Origin of the sequence: Megasphaera sp. (assembly GCF_047831605.1) — a bacterium.
GTDB classification, from domain to species: Bacteria; Bacillota; Negativicutes; order Veillonellales; family Megasphaeraceae; genus Megasphaera; species Megasphaera intestinihominis.
Genome location: NZ_CP181255.1, coordinates 1,441,468 through 1,459,003, shown reverse-complemented (window position 1 = coordinate 1,459,003; position 17,536 = coordinate 1,441,468). Strand labels below are relative to the sequence as shown.

Here is a 17,536-nt window from a genome sequence, read left to right as displayed (position 1 = left end):
GGAAAAGGAGAGATTCTCATGAGCAAAATCTACACATCCATGTTACAGTTGATCGGCAACACACCATTATTGAAACCGGAACGTTACAACAACGCCGCTGGCGTAGCTGCTAACCTTTTGGTCAAACTCGACGCTTTCAACCCGGCCGGCTCCGCCAAAGACCGCATCGCCAAAGCCATGATCGAAGACGCTGAAAAGAAAGGCATCCTCAAAAAAGGCTCGGTCATCATCGAACCGACCAGTGGCAATACGGGTATCGGCCTGGCTGCCGTAGCTGCTGCCAAAGGCTACCGCGCCATCTTCACCATGCCGGAAACCATGTCTATCGAACGCCGCAACCTCATTTCCGCTTATGGCGCTGAAATCGTCCTCACACCGGGCAAGACCGGCATGAAAGGCGCTGTCGACAAAGCCAACGAATTGGCCAAAGAAATCCCCGATTCCTTCATCCCCGGCCAGTTCACCAACCCGGTCAATCCGGAAATCCATCGCCTGACGACGGGCCCGGAAATCTATGAAGATACAGACGGCGCTGTCGACATCTTCTTAGCTGGTGTCGGCACAGGCGGCACGCTCTCCGGCGTCGGCCAGTACCTCAAAGAAAAGAAACCGTCCGTCCAGATCATCGCTATCGAACCGAAAGATTCGCCGCTCCTCTCCGAAGGCCATGCAGGCCCGCACAAACTCCAGGGCATCGGCGCAAACTTCGTTCCGGAAACATTGGATACCAAGATCTACGACGAAGTCTTCACGGTTACGACAGAACAGGCTTATGAAACGGCTCAGAAATTCACCGAATCCGAAGGCCTCCTCATCGGTATCTCCGGCGGTGCAGCTCTCTATGCCGCTTCGGAAGTCGCAAAACGTCCGGAAAACGCCGGCAAGACCATCGTAGCCTTCCTGCCGGATAACGGCGACCGTTACCTCACGACGCCGGGCTTCATCCAGCAGAAAACGAAATAAATAGACCATCCTCCAACCAATACATGAGAAAAGAGGCTGTCGCACATGCGACAGCCTCTTTTAAGTGGTTAGTGGCTAGTGGTTAGTGGCTAGTGGTTAGTGGCTAGTGGTTAGTGGTTAGCTGCGTAGGGGCCGTCCCAGAGCCTTTCCAGCCCATCGGGTGCCGACCAACGGAAGGCGCAAGATGGCTGCTGAAACGGACAGCAGAGGATGGGCGGCCCGCTGCGAGATTTCACCACAACCTATTCGATAATGATGGTATGGCTTTATGAATTACGAACAATGGCTTTTCCTTGAAGCCTGGTAGTAAATCTGGTATACTGAACTCCATGAGATAGTTCAATGTATTCGGTTTCCCTCGCGAAAGCGAGGTGATCAGCATGAGTGTATACGAAGCATTGTCATTGATGATTGCATTCGCAACTCTTATAGTGCTGATTATTTCAGCAACGAAGCGATAAACCTTTAGCATGAAAAAAACCGCGTACTCGCGGTACACGGCCTTCTTCAAACATAAACCACAGAGGAGACCGATGTACCACCATCGGACTATCTCTGTTTTTATTGTACCATGTTCGCCTAATAAATCAAGCAAATTAATGAGTCCCTCTAAAGCACGTGCCTTTTCAGCCCGTCAGGGCATGACTGTAAAAAACGACAGGACGGCTGCTGAAGAAGATCGCTGTAGAGGACGACCCCTGCAACCTCTTTTCGCTAGCCACTAGCCACGAACAACGAGCAACGAGAAAGGGGCTGTCGCACATGCGACAGCCCCTTTCTGGTATATGTAAGAGGGAATATTGGTACCGATGCTTATTCTTTGCCCATATCGCGGCTGGCCACGATATCTACGCCGAGGCCCAGGATATCTTTGACGATGACGTCGCCTGTATGGACCGGGGCTTTGACTTCGACGCTGCGCAGGGCTGCTGCACAGTCGAGGATTTTGCCTTTCGGCAACGTCGTCTTGGATACGACCGGCAGGAGCGGCAGTTCGCCGCCTTCGATGCGGACCGTCGAGGTCAGCATGCGCTGCGGGTCGGTCAATTCCTGATGGGCATATTTTTCACCGCGCGGGCACGTATTGCCTGTGACCTTGGTAATCTTACCGTCTTCCAGGGTAACAGTAAGCAGGCAGCCCAGCGGGCAGTTGATGCAGTTCAGTTGTTTCGTTTCTACACTCATGTTATGCTTCCTCCTTTACGGAAACGGTCCAATCCGCATGATGGCCCTTGGCTTTTTCAGCCGGTACGTTGACGGCGATCATTTCACTCGGTTTGGCGACGGGGAGGACTTTCGTCAGCAGCGTATCGTCACCGCTCTTGACAGTGAGGCGGACTTTCTTCATGGGTTTGCGGACACGCATGAACAAGCGGATCGTTTCGCCTTCTGCCGTAGCGCGGACGTGCTGGGGAACGCAGGTGCGGACTTCGTCGATGGCTTCGACCTTGACGTCGGCTACGTCTTCCGGCAGCTGTTCCTGTGCCTTGAGGGCAGCGTATTTACCGGCAATTTCAGCTTCTTCCGATACGAAGTCTACCAGGTCATGGACGTGGACGACGTTGCCGGCTGCAAAGATGCCAGGGATGCTCGTTTCACGATGCTGGTCGACGATAGGACCATTGGTGAGCGGATACATAGCCAGCCCCAAGCCGCGGGACAATTCATTTTCCGGGATCAGGCCGACGGACAGGAGCAGCGTATCGCAGTCGATGTCGAATTCCGTGCCCGGAATGGGTTTCATATGGTCGTCGACTTTGGCGGCCGTAATGCCGTTGACCCGGTCTTTGCCGTGGATGGCCGTAATGGTATGAGACAGATACAAAGGAATATCATAGTCATACAGACATTGTACCATATTACGGGTCAAGCCGTTCGAGAAGGGGCAGATTTCCAGGACAGCCTGGACTTTACAGCCTTCCAGGGTCATGCGGCGGGCCATGATGAGGCCGATGTCGCCACTGCCGAGGATGACGATTTTCTTACCGGGCAGATAGCCTTCCATGTTGACCATGCGCTGCGCTGCACCGGCCGTAAAGACGCCAGCCGGACGATAACCGGGGATACGGATGGCACCGCGTGTACGTTCGCGGCATCCCATGGTGAGGATGATCGTCTTGCCCTGTACTTTCATCAGGCCGTGAGCCGGGCTGACAGCCGTAACGGTCTTGTCGGGATTGACGCTGAGGACCATGGTGTCGACGAGGATTTCGATTTCCGGTTTATCCTTGACCAGGTCATAGCAGCGCTGTGCGTAGCCCGGGCCGGTCAGTTCTTCTTTGAAGTGATGGAGGCCGAAACCATTGTGGATGCACTGCTGGAGGATGCCGCCAGCTTCGCGGTCACGTTCGAGGACGAGAATTTTTTTAGCGCCGTTCTGCCAAGCGCTGTAGGCAGCGGATAAGCCTGCCGGGCCGCCGCCAACGATGATAATATCATAAAGTTGTTCACCCATTATGCCTTACCTCCGCTTTCTTTGTTGTAGAACATGTAAGAATTACGCATTTCTTTCCGTACTTCCGTAACGGGGATGTTCAATTCACGGGACAAAATCTGTGTAACACGAGGTCCGCAGAAGCCACCCTGGCAGCGGCCCATGCCGGCACGCGTGCGGCGTTTGACACCGTCGACGGTGCGGGCACCGACGGGGCGATGGATGGCATCGACGATTTCCCCTTCCGTAATCGTTTCGCAGCGACAGATGACGCGGCCATAACGGGGATCCTTGGCGATGAGGGCTTTCTGGTCAGCTTCAGCCATCATGCGGAAGCAGGGCTGAGCCGGACGGCCTTTCTTATAGTCCGTCTTGGCTGTCGCACCGGTTTCAGCGACGATGCCGTCGACGAGGTATTTGGCGATAGCCGGAGCCGAAGTCAGGCCCGGAGACTGGATGCCGGCAGCCTGGATGAGGCCTTTCGTCTTTTCCGACGGGCCGAGGATGAAGTCGCCCGTGCTGGATACGGCGCGGACGCCGGCAAATTCCGTAATCGTAGCGCCTACAGGGATGTTCGGGACCAGGCGGCGGGCTTTGTCCAGGATGTCGTCCATGCCCGGAATGGTAACGGCCGTGTCGTCTTTTTCTTCATCTGGCATATCCTGGGCATTCGGGCCGACGAAGACGTTGCCATGCGTCGTCGCGCAGACCAGGATGCCTTTGCCCATTTTCGTCGGTGTCGGGAAAATCGGCGAGTAAACGAGGTCTTTCTGAGCCGTTTTATCAAAGAGGATGTATTCGCCGCGGCGCGGATGGATCTTAAAGGTATCGTCCCCGGCAAGGCGGCTGATTTCGTCGGCATGGACGCCGGCGGCATTGATGACGTATTTCGTTTCGATAGTACCCTTGTCCGTTTCGACGGCTTTGACGGCACCGTCTTCTACGGTAATGCCCGTGACCTGACATTCACGGATGACTTCAGCGCCGTTGATGACGGCATTTTCAGCAAAAGCCAGGGCCAGGCCGAAAGGCCAGCAGATACCGGCAGTCGGAGCCCAGAGTGCGCCTTTGATGTCCTTGCTGACATTCGGTTCTTCTTTGCGCATTTCGTCGCCGCTGACGATTTTCAGTCCCGGAACGCCATTGGCATTGCCCCGTTCGAGGAGTTCCTTGAGGACGTCCATCTGTTCATCGTCGAGGGCGGCTACATACGAGCCGGACCAGCGGATGTCCAGATCCAATTCGTCTTTCAATTCATGATACATCGCATTGCCTGCAACATTCATGCGGGCCTTCATACTACCCGTAGGCGCATCGAAACCTGCGTGAAGGATGGCACTGTTGGCCTTTGTCGTGCCGGCAGCCAGTTCCGGTTCCTGTTCAACCAGGACTGCACGAAGATTGTACTTTGCCAGTTCGTGCAAAATGGCTGTGCCGGTAATACCGCCGCCAATTACGACGACATCTGCTTGTTTTGTCATGTTCACAACCTCTTTCTCTGTAAATACCAAGTATCACTATCTTTGATGCCCTTATTATATCGGTTTGTGAAAATAATTGCAAGACTATTTTTACATATTTTCACGCAGCCAACTTATACTATTTTTTCATGCAAAAATATAGGAATATTACCTTTGATTAAGTATGAAATTATGTTCAAAATTTATAAACAAATTTATAAACTTAAGTAAAGGAGAGGGCTTGCCGATGAATGACAAGCCCTTTCCCAAAACCATATATTAAATAAATTAGAAGACATGTAAAGCCATGGCTACGACGTAGGCAGCAAAGGCACCAGCCAGCGGGCCGAAAACAGGAACCCAGGCATAAGCCCAGTCCGAACCGCCTTTACCGGCAATCGGCAGGATAGCATGAGCAATACGAGGACCCAAATCTCGAGCCGGGTTCATGGCGTACCCCGTAGGACCGCCAAGGCTCATACCCAAAGCCCAGATGAGGATGCCGACGATATACGGGCCGACTCCAGGAGGAATGGCACCGACTTTATTGGAGAAAATCATCCAGATAACGAACATCAGGAAGAAAGTAGCAATGAATTCACAAAGGAAGTTGGCCGGATAGTTGCGGATAGCCGGAGCCGTGCAGAAGATACCGAGTTTCGCCGGTTTATCTTCCGTTTCAGCCCAATGGGGCAGGTAAGCCAGCCAGACGATAGCTGCGCCGAGGATACCGCCCAGGATCTGAGCGATGGACGTGGCGAAGAACTGAGGAACACTGTAAATCCCGATCATCGTCTTGCCGAGCGTAACAGCCGGGTTCAGGTCACCCTGCGGAGCACCGAGGGTCGTTGCCGTGTAAACGCCGAGGGTTACGGCGAAACCCCATCCTGCGGTTATACAAATCCAGCCGCCGTTCTGGCCTTTCGATTTGGTCAGCGTGTTGCAGGCGCAGACGCCGGCCCCGAAGACGATGAGGACCATCGTCCCGATAAATTCTCCTAATAAGTTGTCAAACATCATGATTCCAGCACCTCTCTCTTAGTCTTCATCACTAAGCCAGTGCATTGCATGTTTGACAGCTTTGCGCCAGCCTTTATAATACCCTGCTGCTTTTTCAGGATCCATGGTCGGTTCGAAACGATTCTGGATTTTCCAGCTCGATACGAGTTCTTCTTTGGAATCCCATACGCCGACAGCCAGGCCAGCCAGATAAGCGGCGCCGAGAGCCGTCGTTTCGATGACCTGCGGACGATCGACAGGAACGCCGAGGATATCGGCCTGGAACTGCATGAGCATGTTGTTGGCAACAGCTCCGCCGTCGACTTTGAGGGCAGCCAGTTTGATGCCAGAGTCTGCTTCCATGGCGCCGAGGACATCTTTCGTCTGGTAAGCCATAGAATCGAGAGTTGCACGAACGATGTGAGATTTCTTAGTACCGCGCGTGATGCCGATGATCAAGCCGCGGGCATCCATATCCCAGTAGGGAGCGCCGAGACCGACGAATGCCGGTACGACATAGACGCCGTCCGAGTCGGGAACGCGTTTAGCGACCCATTCCGAATCAGGAGCCGTGTCGATGAGGCGCAGGCCGTCGCGGAGCCACTGGATAGCCGAACCGGCGACGAAGATAGAACCTTCCAGGGCATATTCGACTTTGCCGTCAAGGCCCCAGGCAATGGTCGTGACCAGGCCGTTCTTGGAAGGAATCGGCGTCGTGCCTGTGTTCATGAGCATGAAGCAGCCTGTACCGTAGGTGTTCTTGGCCATACCCGGTTCATAGCAGGTCTGACCAAAGAGAGCCGCCTGCTGGTCACCGGCGATACCGGCGATGTTGACCGGACCGCCGAGGATAGCCGGATCCGTGCAGCCATAGACTTCACTGGACGGGCGGACTTCCGGGAGCATGCATTTAGGAACGGTTAAATATTCAAGAAGCTGGTCATCCCACTTCAGTTCTTTGATGTTGAACATAAGTGTACGGGATGCGTTGGAATAGTCGGTGATGTGGACTTGGCCACCTGTCAGTTTCCAGACCAGCCAGCAGTCGATGGTCCCGAAGAGGAGATCGCCTTTTTCGGCTTTTTCCCGGGCGCCTTCGACATTGTCCAAAATCCATTTGACCTTCGTGCCCGAGAAGTAGGCATCGATGACCAGGCCCGTCTTTTCACGGAATTCATCGACCAGGCCGCGGGCTTTGAGGTCTTCACAAATCGGCGCGGTCTGGCGGGACTGCCATACGATGGCGTTGTACACGGGGTCGCCTGTGTTCTTGTCCCAGACGACCGTCGTTTCACGCTGGTTAGTAATACCGATAGCCGAGATTTCACTAGCCGTCATATTGGCCTGTTCCAGGGCTTCGCGCATGACTTCGACCATGCTGTGGAAAATTTCATTGGCGTCATGTTCTACCCAGCCCGGTTTCGGGAAATACTGAGTGAATTCTTTCTGGCTGACGCTGACGATATGTGATTCATTGTCGAAAATAATAGCGCGATTACTCGTGGTGCCGGCATCAAGGGCCATGACGTATTGCTTGTCTTGCATAATAACATTGCTCCTTTCATCAATTACACTGGTGTCTTCTTTCGCTACCTGCATAGAGGATTTTCTGTGATTTCATCATACATCACCTAGCACATTATTTCAACTAAATATTTACATATTTTCACTTTGCGTATAGCCTTAAAACAGGCTATAATTTTTATGCAAAATATAGTATACATAAAAGGTCATATTTCTGAATTTGTTTTCTATTTTACCTTGCATTTACATGAACAAAAATGCGATAATGGAAGAGAATATACTCGCATTCGCTACTATTTTTTCGTCAGAGGATTACACTATTTTATCATAGTTTCGCCAGAAGACTCCTTCCTCTTAGGTAGGGGCATCAATGGCGATGGATTTCGCAGGTTCGATGCCTGCGAAATCCACCCTATGTCTTTTCCATCTTAGCCTTTTCACTTCGTCTACGGTATAATGGTAGATAACAGAGGAGGTGAATCCTAGATGTACTTGACGCAATCGAATGTCATCCGCGGCTTGTCGAAACAAGAGTATACCATGCTCCGGGAAATGTGCAAATACAGCAATAACCTGTATAATATAGCGGTCTATACGATTCGGCAGCATTACTTCGATACCCAGCAATTCTTGCGGTACGAAGAAAATTACCCCATTTGTAAGGAAAATGAAAACTACGGCTTGTTGCAGGCCGGTGTTGCCCAGCAGATATTGAAGATGGCCGACCGCAGTTTTTGTTCCTTTTTCGGGCTTTTGCAGAAAGTCAAGCCAGGTGACTATGGTTCAAAGGCTGTCCGCCTGCCACACTATCGTGAAAAAGGTGGTCTCTTCAGTCTCATCTTGTCGACGAACGCCATCAACATAAAAAATGGCTTCCTAACGGTGCCGATGAGCCGTGAATATATGAAACGCCATAACGGTCATCGGATTCGGATTCCTTTTCCGGACAAATTGAAGGATAAGACGATTCAGGAAGTCCGCATCTGTCCCATGTACGGTGGACGGTATTTCAAGATTCAGTATGGCTACTTACAGGACCCGGAACCGGTGAAAACCTCGCCAGACCGTGTCCTGGCTATCGACTTGGGACTGGACAATCTGGCCGCCTGCGTTACCAATACGGGGACGTCGTTCCTCATGGACGGTCGTAAACTCAAATCTATCAACCAGTATTGGAACAAACGCAAAGCCAGACTCCAAAGCATTGCCGCCAAGCAGGGCCAGAAGACGACGAACCAGCTCTGTCAGTTAGCGAAGAAACGCAATTTCCGGATGCAGGACATCCTTCGCAAGACAGCCCGCTATATCCTCGATTTTTGCATCAGTCATCAGATAGGGACCCTTGTCTGCGGCTATAATCGCGATTTCAAACGAGGACTAAAGCTGGGCAAAGTGACGAATCAGCATTTCACTCAAATTAGCCTGAGCTATCTGCGCAGTACCTTGAAACAGCTGTGTGAACGCTATGGGATAACCTATCTGGAACAGGAAGAATCCTATACCTCTCAGGCCAGCTGCCTGGATTTGGACAACATTCCCGTATACCAGCCGGATACACCCTATACAGGAACGTTCAGCGGGAAACGAGTCCAGCGCGGCCTGTACCGCTTCGCCAACGGCAGGACGGCCAATGCCGACATCAACGGCGCCGCCAATATACTCCGTAAAAGTAAGCAGAACTTCGATTTCGAAGGACTGTGTAAGGGGCTTTTGGACAGCCCTTTGAGAATAAGGCTATCCTGATTTCAGGAGGAAACTTAAACAGCAACCTTCTCAAGAATCTCCCGCTTCTATAAGCGGGAGAGGTTCAAAATATCTATAATTAAGGATGGATTCCTATGCAACATGATAAGAATAAACTAGCCATCAGCGCTGCCAAATTGTATTACCAGTCGGGCTTCAGCCAGGCCGAGATTGCCAAAGAGCTGCAGCTGTCCCGTCCGTCGGTATCGCGGCTTTTACAGTACGCCAAGGACATGGGCTTCGTGCGCATCGAAATCTTCGACCCCATCGAAGACCAGGGCCAGCTGGCCCAAAAAGTCGCCGCCGCATACGGCCTGCGCGATGTCTGCATCGCCAACGCCCCTATCGAAGACGAAGAAGAGGTCAAGAAATATATAGGCCAGCGCGGCGCTGCCTATATCAATGAAATCATCCAGGACGGGGACATCATCGGCGTCGGCTGGGGCACGACCCTGCACAGACTGTCCCACCAGCTCATCCCCCATCCCCTGAAGGGCGCCCAGATTGTCCAGCTCGAAGGGGGCATCACCTTGTCGACGAGCGAAACCTTTGCCAATGAAATATTGGAAAAATTCGCCAAGAACTATGAAACTATCGCCCAGTACCTGCCGCTGCCGGTCCTCTTCGACTCGAAAGAGGTCAAGGAAATGGTCTACCGCGACCGCCACATCAAGCGCGTCCTGGAACTGGGCCGCAACGCCAACATCGCCATCTTCAGCGTCGGCACCGTCCGCGACAACGCCTTGTTCTTCCGTCTGGGCTATGCCGACGCCCAGGAAAAGGCCTACCTCAAGAGCCACGCCGTCGGCGATATCTGCTCCCGCTTCTTCGATAAAGACGGAAATATCTCCAGCCAGGAGCTGAACGACCGCACCGTCGGTATCGCCCTCGATGACCTGCGCAACAAAGAATACAGCATCCTCCTGTCCGGCGGCGAAGGCAAAATCGCCAGCATCCGGGCGGCCCTAAAAGGAGGCTACGCCAACGTTCTCATCACCGACCAGTTCACAGCCAAACGATTACTGGAGAAGGTGTAAAAAAAGAGGCTGTCGCATATGCGACAGCCTCTTTTTCTGTAGGGGCGACGTGGGGCGCCCGCTCCGGGATATGTACGGGATATGTACGATTTTCCAATCAGTCTGCTAAAAAATACTCCAAATCCTAGCAGGAGCGTCCACGCGGCGCCCCCTACAATCACGGGGATATCGGCCCGCTTATTAACGAACAAAGAACCACTAACCACTGGAAAGGGCGTCAGCCCTTTCCCTTACTCCCAGGCGCTATCGGGCAGGGCGGTGATGCTGGCCCAGGCGTTATTGATGGCAGCAGCCATCATTTTTTTGCCCGGCGGGTCGAGATGGAGTCCGTCCAGGGCCAGTTCGGTCTTGAGTTCGCCGCGGCTGTCGGCCATGCCCGGCGTGATGTCGATATGGACCTGCGTGTCGATGTAGTCGTTGACTTCGGCAATGGCGCCGCGCCAGTCATCGGCCGTATCCTGGTCGAAGGCAGCCTTGATGTTCTCCGGATTGAGCGGCGGAATGGTCAGGAAAACGGGCTTGATGCCATGGCTCAGGCATTTTTCCTTCAACGTCTGTAAGTCACTGATGACTTCACCGGCCGGCACGCCGGCGCGGAGGCTGTTGGAGCCGATGAGGATAATGACATACGACGGCTTGAAGGGCAGGACGTCGCGGTCGAAGCGTTCGACGCCCATGGCGCTCGTATCGCCGCTCTGGGCCAGGTTGATTGTCGGGAACATGAGATACGAAGCGTAACTGAAGTCCCAATCCGTCGGCGAATAGGAAATACTGCCGCCACCGTGGCTGATACTGTCGCCAAAGATAGCGACGACGCCCTGTTCCGCTGCCGGGTCCAGCTCAAAGGGCAGGGCATCGGAATAACCGCCGATAGGATTGTCTGCCCCATCCAGAGCCAGGACGCGCCAGTAAAAGGGCTTATCGCCCATGCGGGCCTTCTGGTCGTACTGCTGGGCATATTGCGGCGTGTAACTGTCGATGCGATGAATCGACGGCGCCGTGCCATTCGGATCTTCCGGCAAATCGTTGAGGATTTCTACTTCATACTTGGCTGCCCCCGGTACGGCTATCCAGTCGTAGACCGGATAGAGCAGGGTCTGTCCCGGTCCCTGGTTGAAAAAGGACAAGGGCGTCGGCTTTTCCGTAAAAGGCTGGAAAATATCGACATGCGCTTCTTCGATATCCGAAAATTCACTGACCGGACGGCCCTTCAAATCGAGGCCGCGGACGCGCCAGTAAAAGACCTGTCCCAGGAAGGTATCGGGCAAATCCAGTTCCAGTCCCGTCGTATAAGCCTTCTGGTCATCCATGAAAGGCTCGTAAGACGTACTGACCTTTCCGTCATCGCCTTTTTCTTCCTCTTTCTTCAAGATCTGCACGTCATACATGACAGCCCCGTCGACACGGCTCCAGCGCAGGATGGGATGGCCATCAGCCGGATCCGTCGCCGGATAATGGAGAGTGACATGCGGTTTTTCCCGCAAAGCCGGCATGTCATCACTATCGGCCTTTACATGCTGCCGCGTTTCTTCCAGGGCCACGTCGACACCGCGGGAGTCCGTCGACTGACGGGCGCCGGCAAAGATGCCGACCCCCAGGGTCAGGGCCATGAGAGCCGTGATAAAAGCTAATTGTTTACGCATTCTTCTCCTTCTTATCTTTCTTATAACCGTACTTCTGGGTCCAGGCTTTATTCTGCTTCTGGATTTCCTTCTTGCTCAACATGGCCGGCTTGGCTTCCAGGGCCGACTGGATATTCTTGACGATAGCCGGCTGATCATCACCGTCAGCACAGGTCATGATGCGCAAGTCGTTGACATAGACATCGTTACCGCGGGACGCTACGTTCCACGACGGCTGCTTCTTGTTCATCGCTTCCGTAACGACCTTGTCGTCTTTCGTCGCTTCGCCGTAGACGTCATGCGTAGCCCGGGCCAGATTGCCCGCTACCAGGAAAGCCCGGCGCCGCGACGAATACGTCCCGGCTGCAGCCGGTGTGACGACGGGTTTGGCATTGACATAGACCGTGTTGCCGCCGACCTGGACGCGGTTGCCCGACCACAAGGTCATGCGGCCGGCCAGCTTTTCAATACGGCTCGACATCTGAGGATGATTATTCGGACTGATGACGCGCTTGAAGCCTTCCTGCCACAGTTCGCCGTACTGTTCGTAAACGTACTGCATGGACGAAGCCGCGCCGCCGACATTGTAGGCCGTATTCTTGAAGACATTGAAGCCCGTCGCATCGGCCTGTTTTTCCTGGTCCATAGTGACGAATTCATTGTCGATGTAATTGACGGCCACACTGCCCAGGAGAATGTCGAGGACGTCGGCATTACCGCCAAGGGAAACGTCGATGAGCGTCGAAATACCGATACTCTTGAGGACGCCGTTGATGGCATGGCGTTTTTCGCCGTGCTGCATTTCATGGCACATGGTAAAGGCCAGTTCATCGTCGTTGAGGGCATCGAGCATCCCCTTATTGACGGAAATGACGCCGCCAATCGTTTCAAAGGCGTTCAACTCTTTCGACGGGTTGGCATAGACATCGTAATTGCGCTTGATGAGGCCCGTCGCTACGAGGTTGCGCTGGATATTTTCCAGACGGTCGCTGTAGGCTTCATTATCGACGACACCAGTCTTGGCCTGCGTATTGGCCAACATCTGCTTCTGATTGTTGTTGTCCATCTGGAGCAGCTGCTGTTTGGCCAGAGCCATAGTCGCTGCCCCATAGAGCAGGATCTGCGCCGTCGACGCAGCCGAAGCGATGGCGACAGGCGCCACGCAGAGAGACAGGCTGGCAACGAGAGTCGTCAGCCATTTTTTCCATAATTTCATCCCTATCATCCTCCCTCATCCGTTAGCGAAAGCTGTTCCCGGCAGAGCTTCTCCTTCTTCTTTTTCGTCCACTGCTTGATTTGCCATTCCCAATGCATGGCCTCGTGTTTTGTAGGAAAACCCTGGCACCAGGCCAGGGTTACAGGGCGACGGGAACGGGTATACTTAGCCCCTCTGCCGTCATTATGCGCTGCGACCCGCCGGGGCACATCCAGCGTCCAGCCCGTATATAAAGACTGGTCGGCGCAGCGCACCATATACGTATAATATAACATGAAGCCCTTAGGCTTCTTCCGTGACGATTTTCACCGTATTCAGGACAACATCTTCCAGCGGTTTATCGGCAAAATCGGTCTTGACTCTGCTGATGCCTTCGACGACGTCATAATCCTTGACGACCTTGCCGAAAATAGAATGATGGTTCTGGAGCCACGGCGTCGGGACGACCGTCACGAAGAACTGGGAACTGCCCGTATTGGGGCCGGCATTGGCCATAGCCAGGACACCGGGTTCGCTGAAATCGAGGCCCGGACCGAATTCATCAGGAATCGTCTGTTTCGAGCCGCCGCATCCCGTACCCGTCGGGTCGCCGCCTTGGATCATGAAATCGGCAATGATGCGATGGAAAATCGTGCCATCATAAAAACCGGATTTTGCCAAATTCACAAAATTTTCGACCGTAATCGGTGCCTTGTCTGCAAAAAGTTCTACCGTAAAATCGCCGCGGTTCGTCTGGAACACAGCGTATGTTTTATTGTCTGCCATAGTAACAGCCTCCTGTGTATATAATAAGGTATTGTATACGTTTATATTACCGTAGAATAGGCAATTCCGCAAGTAGTTAGGGCGCTAAAGCGCCCGCAGGCCGCCTCGGACTCAGATGCCGCTACGCGGCAACAGACTCAGAATAACGACATCGCCTCGAGTAACCCTCGGCTCGTAAAAATCGCCCCAATCGGGGCCTTTTCGTAGGGGCCGTCCCGACGGGCGGCCCGCCGCGAAATTCCACCACAGCTCACTCTGGCATGATGGCAGGTTTTTTGAACCTCTCCCGCTTATAGACGCGGGAGATTCTTGAGAAGGTTGCTGTTTAAGTTTTCTCCTGAAATCAGGATGGCCTTATTCTCAAAGGGCTGTCCAAAAGCCCCTTACACAGTTCCTCGAAATCGAAGTTCTGCTTACTTTTGCGGAGTATATTAGCGGCACCGTTGATGTCGGCATTGGCCGTCCTGCCGTTAGCGAAACGGTACAGGCCGCGCCGGATTCGTTTCCCGCTGAACGTTCCTGTATAGGGGGCATCCAACTGGTATACGGGAATATCATCCAAATCCAGGCAACTGGCCTGAGAGGTATAGGATTCTTCCTGTTCCAGATAGGTTATCCCATAGCGTTCACACAGGTGTTTCAAGGTACTACGAAGATAGCTCAAATTGATTTGAGCGAAATGCTGATTCGTCACTTTGCCCAGCTTTAGTCCTCGTTTGAAATCGCGATTATAGCCACAGACGATAGTCCCTATCTGATGACTGATGCAAAAATCGAGGATATAGCGGGCTGTCTTGCGAAGGATGTCCTGCATCCGGAAATTGCGTTTCTTCGCTAACTGACAGAGCTGGTTCGTCGTCTTCTGGCCCTGCTTGGCGGCAATGCTTTGGAGTCTGGCTTTGCGTTTGTTCCAATACTGGTTGATAGATTTGAGTTTACGACCGTCCATGAGAAACGACGTCCCCGTATTGGTAACGCAGGCGGCCAGATTGTCCAGGCCCAAGTCGATAGCCAGGACACGGTCTGGCGAAGCTTTCACCGGTTCTGGTTCCTTTAGGTAACAATACTGAATCTTGAAATACCGTCCGCCATACATGGGACAGATGCGGACTTCTTGAATCGTCTTCTCCTTCATCCTGTCGGGAACAGGAATCCGAATCCGATGGCCGTTATGGATCTTCGCATATTTCCGACTCAGCGGCACTGTCAGGAAGCCATTCTTGATGTTGATAGCGTTCGTCGACAAGACGAGATGGAACCATCCCCCTTTTTCACGATAGTGCGGCAGGCGGACATCTTTCGACTGATAGTCACCTGCCTTGACTTTCTGCAAAAGCCCGAAAAAAGAACGAAAACTGCGGTCGGCCATCTTCAATATCTGCTGGGCTACACCGGCCTGCAACAAGCTATAGTTTTCATTTTCCTTGCAAATGGGGTAATTTTCTTCGTACCGCAAGAATTGATGAGTATCGAAGTAATGCTGCCGAATCGTATAGACCGCTACATTGTACAGGTTATTGCTGTATTGGCACATTTCCCGAAGCATGGCATAGTCTTGTTTCGACAAGCCGCGGATGACATTCGATTGCGTCAAGTACATCTGGTTTCACCTCCTCTGTCATCTACAATTATACCCTAGCCGAGGTGAAAAGGCTAAGACAGAAAAGACATAGGGGGGATTTCGCAGGCATCGAACCTGCGAAATCCATTGCCATTCATCCCCTACCTAAGAGGAAGGAGTCTTCTGGCGAAACTGGGATAAATTACTAGCCGCTCGTCATAAATTCCAGCCATTCACACTATTCACGCGGGACGCCCTTTGGGCGTCCCCTACGCAATCGCATACAGGCGAAAAAAAGGGCTTGTCGCACGACGACAAGCCCTTTAAAGTTGTTAGTGGCTAGCAGTTAGTTGTTAGCGGATGGCTTTAAATTTGAAGGTTTTCTCTGCAAACTACAAGCTATAAACTCCGGCCTCTTATCCCAAAATCTTTTTGAGGTCAGCTTCCGGCGTGCTGGTCGGAGTGATGTTGAAGTTTTCTACCAAGTAGTTGAGGACATTCTTGGAGACGAAGGCCGGCAGTGTCGGGCCGAGGTAAATATTCTTGATGCCCAAGGAGAGGAGGGTCAAGAGGATGCAGACAGCTTTCTGTTCATACCACGAGAGGACGAGGGTCAAGGGCAGATCGTTGACGCCGCAGTCGAAGGCTTTTGCCAAAGCGACAGCTACCTGGATAGCGCTGTATGCGTCGTTGCACTGGCCCATATCCATGATGCGCGGCAAGCCGCCGATAGTGCCGAGGTCGAGGTCGTTGAAGCGGTATTTGCCGCAAGCCAGGGTGAGGACGACCGTATCAGCCGGGGTCTGTTTAACGAATTCCGTGTAGTAGTTACGGCCCGGACGAGCGCCGTCGCAACCGCCGACGAGGAAGAAGTGTTTGATAGCGCCGGCTTTGACAGCATCGATGACTTTGTCAGCAACGGAGAGGACCGTGCCATGACCAAAGCCAGTCGTAACGGTGCTGCCGCCGTTGATGCCGGTGAAATGCTGGTCTTCTGCATAGCCGCCGAGTTCCAGGGCTTTTTCGATGACCGGCGTGAAGTCTTTGTCTTCGCCGATATGAGTTACGCCGTCAAAGGAAACGACTTCCGTCGTGAAGACGCGGTCAATGTAGGATTTACGAGGCGGCATGAGGCAGTTCGTCGTGAACAGGAATGCACCGGGAACGCCGTCGAATTCTTTCTGCTGGTTCTGCCAAGCCGTGCCGAAGTTGCCTTTGAGGTGTTTGTATTTCTTCAATTCCGGATAAGCGTGAGCCGGGAGCATTTCGCCGTGCGTATAGATATTGATGCCTTTGCCTTCAGTCTGTTTGAGGAGGAGTTCCAAGTCTTTCAGGTCGTGGCCGGTGACAACGATGAACGGGCCTTTTTCAACCGTCAAAGGAACTGTCGTCGGAACCGGAGTACCATAAGTAGACGTATTAGCTTCATCGAGGAGAGCCATGCAGGTCAAGTTTACTTTGCCTGTTTCCATGACAATCGGGAGGAGTTCATCCATGCCCCAGTCTTCGCCGATGGCCGACAAGCCTTTGACGAAGAAAGCATCGACTTCTTCGCTCGATTTGCCGAGCATGAGAGCATGATAAGCATAAGCAGCCATGCCGCGCATACCAAAGAGGATGAGCGATTTAAGGGAACGGATATCTTCGTCAGCGTTCCACATCTGGTTCATATCGTAGTCAGCTGCGGGAGTGGACGAAAGGGCAGCGGCTTCAGCGTGAACTTTATCGATCATAGCTTGGGTCGTCGTCGTGTTGAAGTTGACGTTGGTAATGGTCGTGAACATGCCTTCGAGGATAGTACGATAGGTCTTAGCCGTCGGAGCGGCAGTCTGACAGGTGCGGGCCAAACCAACAAGGGCGCCGGTCAAAACATCCTGCAAGCCGGCTTCAACAGCCGATTTGCCACAAACACCGGCACAACCGGTACAGCCAGTACCCATAGCGGTCTGTTCACACTGGAAACAAAACATCTGTTTTTCTTTTGTCATGGGGAAAACCTCCTGTATTTCATACATATAATAAATTGAATGGGTGATTCGTAATTCTCTGCTCTCATCGAGTACACGTAAAGTATAACAAAAAGAAAGAAACATTTCTGTTGCATTTACAACCAAAAGAGAAATTAGTGGCTCGTTATTCGTGATTTGTGGTTCGTGGCTCGTAAAAGCCTGCCATTATACTCGAATAGGCTGTGATTAATCCCCACAGCGGG

At 52.8% G+C, this 17,536-nt stretch carries 15 protein-coding genes; 4 read left to right on the top strand and 11 right to left on the bottom strand.

Going from position 1 to position 17,536, the window contains the following annotated elements; all coding sequences use genetic code 11:
• Positions 1-18: 18 nt before the first annotated feature.
• Both cysK and ACFWUB_RS06915 read left to right on the top strand, forming a co-directional pair.
• A complete protein-coding gene (gene cysK, locus ACFWUB_RS06920) occupies positions 19-963 on the top strand; it encodes a cysteine synthase A (RefSeq protein ID WP_020311412.1) in 945 nt (314 codons plus the stop codon).
• Between the two features lie 380 nt (positions 964-1,343).
• On the top strand, positions 1,344-1,424 hold the full coding sequence (locus ACFWUB_RS06915; RefSeq protein ID WP_366926068.1) for a putative holin-like toxin: 81 nt from the start codon (positions 1,344-1,346) through the stop codon (positions 1,422-1,424).
• Between the two features lie 352 nt (positions 1,425-1,776).
• Here the strand turns inward: ACFWUB_RS06915 and ACFWUB_RS06910 are convergent, their stop codons facing one another.
• The 5 genes from ACFWUB_RS06910 to glpK all read right to left on the bottom strand — a co-directional run bounded on the left by ACFWUB_RS06910 (position 1,777) and on the right by glpK (position 7,401).
• Positions 1,777-2,148, bottom strand: coding sequence for a DUF1667 domain-containing protein (locus ACFWUB_RS06910; protein WP_020311410.1), 372 nt, complete (start codon positions 2,146-2,148; stop codon positions 1,777-1,779).
• A gap of 1 nt (position 2,149) precedes the next feature.
• Positions 2,150-3,418: an NAD(P)/FAD-dependent oxidoreductase gene (locus ACFWUB_RS06905; protein WP_292298372.1), complete on the bottom strand. Its 1,269-nt coding sequence runs from the start codon at positions 3,416-3,418 to the stop codon at positions 2,150-2,152.
• Positions 3,418-4,878, bottom strand: coding sequence for an NAD(P)/FAD-dependent oxidoreductase (locus ACFWUB_RS06900; protein WP_292262466.1), 1,461 nt, complete (start codon positions 4,876-4,878; stop codon positions 3,418-3,420). The genes ACFWUB_RS06905 and ACFWUB_RS06900 overlap by 1 nt, the downstream gene beginning before the upstream one ends.
• 267 nt (positions 4,879-5,145) lie before the next feature.
• A complete protein-coding gene (locus tag ACFWUB_RS06895) occupies positions 5,146-5,877 on the bottom strand; it encodes an MIP/aquaporin family protein (RefSeq protein WP_204365355.1) in 732 nt (243 codons plus the stop codon).
• A gap of 18 nt (positions 5,878-5,895) precedes the next feature.
• Positions 5,896-7,401 carry a glycerol kinase GlpK gene (glpK, locus tag ACFWUB_RS06890; protein ID WP_416183710.1) on the bottom strand — a complete coding sequence of 502 codons (1,506 nt, stop codon included), beginning with the start codon at positions 7,399-7,401 and terminating at the stop codon, positions 5,896-5,898.
• A 465-nt stretch (positions 7,402-7,866) separates the two neighbouring features.
• Here glpK and ACFWUB_RS06885 point away from each other — a divergent pair, with 465 nt between their 5' ends.
• Together ACFWUB_RS06885 and ACFWUB_RS06880 are read left to right on the top strand one after the other, a co-directional pair.
• Positions 7,867-9,123, top strand: a complete 1,257-nt coding sequence (locus ACFWUB_RS06885; protein ID WP_416183709.1) for an RNA-guided endonuclease InsQ/TnpB family protein — start codon at positions 7,867-7,869, stop codon at positions 9,121-9,123.
• A 95-nt stretch (positions 9,124-9,218) separates the two neighbouring features.
• On the top strand, positions 9,219-10,160 hold the full coding sequence (locus tag ACFWUB_RS06880) for a sugar-binding transcriptional regulator (RefSeq protein WP_416183708.1): 942 nt from the start codon (positions 9,219-9,221) through the stop codon (positions 10,158-10,160).
• Positions 10,161-10,390: 230 nt separating this feature from the next.
• Here ACFWUB_RS06880 and ACFWUB_RS06875 read toward each other — a convergent pair whose 3' ends face one another.
• The 6 genes from ACFWUB_RS06875 to hcp form a co-directional block, all read right to left on the bottom strand.
• On the bottom strand, positions 10,391-11,803 hold the full coding sequence (locus tag ACFWUB_RS06875; RefSeq protein ID WP_416183707.1) for an SGNH/GDSL hydrolase family protein: 1,413 nt from the start codon (positions 11,801-11,803) through the stop codon (positions 10,391-10,393).
• A complete protein-coding gene (locus ACFWUB_RS06870) occupies positions 11,796-12,998 on the bottom strand; it encodes a M48 family metallopeptidase (RefSeq protein WP_020311623.1) in 1,203 nt (400 codons plus the stop codon). Before ACFWUB_RS06870 ends, ACFWUB_RS06875 begins: the two co-directional genes overlap by 8 nt.
• 5 nt (positions 12,999-13,003) lie before the next feature.
• Positions 13,004-13,273 carry a GIY-YIG nuclease family protein gene (locus tag ACFWUB_RS06865; RefSeq protein WP_020311622.1) on the bottom strand — a complete coding sequence of 90 codons (270 nt, stop codon included), beginning with the start codon at positions 13,271-13,273 and terminating at the stop codon, positions 13,004-13,006.
• Between the two features lie 7 nt (positions 13,274-13,280).
• Complete coding sequence (locus ACFWUB_RS06860) at positions 13,281-13,763, bottom strand: peptidylprolyl isomerase (protein WP_020311621.1); 483 nt, start codon at positions 13,761-13,763, stop codon at positions 13,281-13,283.
• A 343-nt stretch (positions 13,764-14,106) separates the two neighbouring features.
• A complete protein-coding gene (locus ACFWUB_RS06855; protein WP_416183706.1) occupies positions 14,107-15,363 on the bottom strand; it encodes an RNA-guided endonuclease InsQ/TnpB family protein in 1,257 nt (418 codons plus the stop codon).
• 377 nt (positions 15,364-15,740) lie between these two features.
• Complete coding sequence (hcp, locus tag ACFWUB_RS06850; protein ID WP_020724202.1) at positions 15,741-17,312, bottom strand: hydroxylamine reductase; 1,572 nt, start codon at positions 17,310-17,312, stop codon at positions 15,741-15,743.
• Positions 17,313-17,536 lie beyond the last annotated feature (224 nt).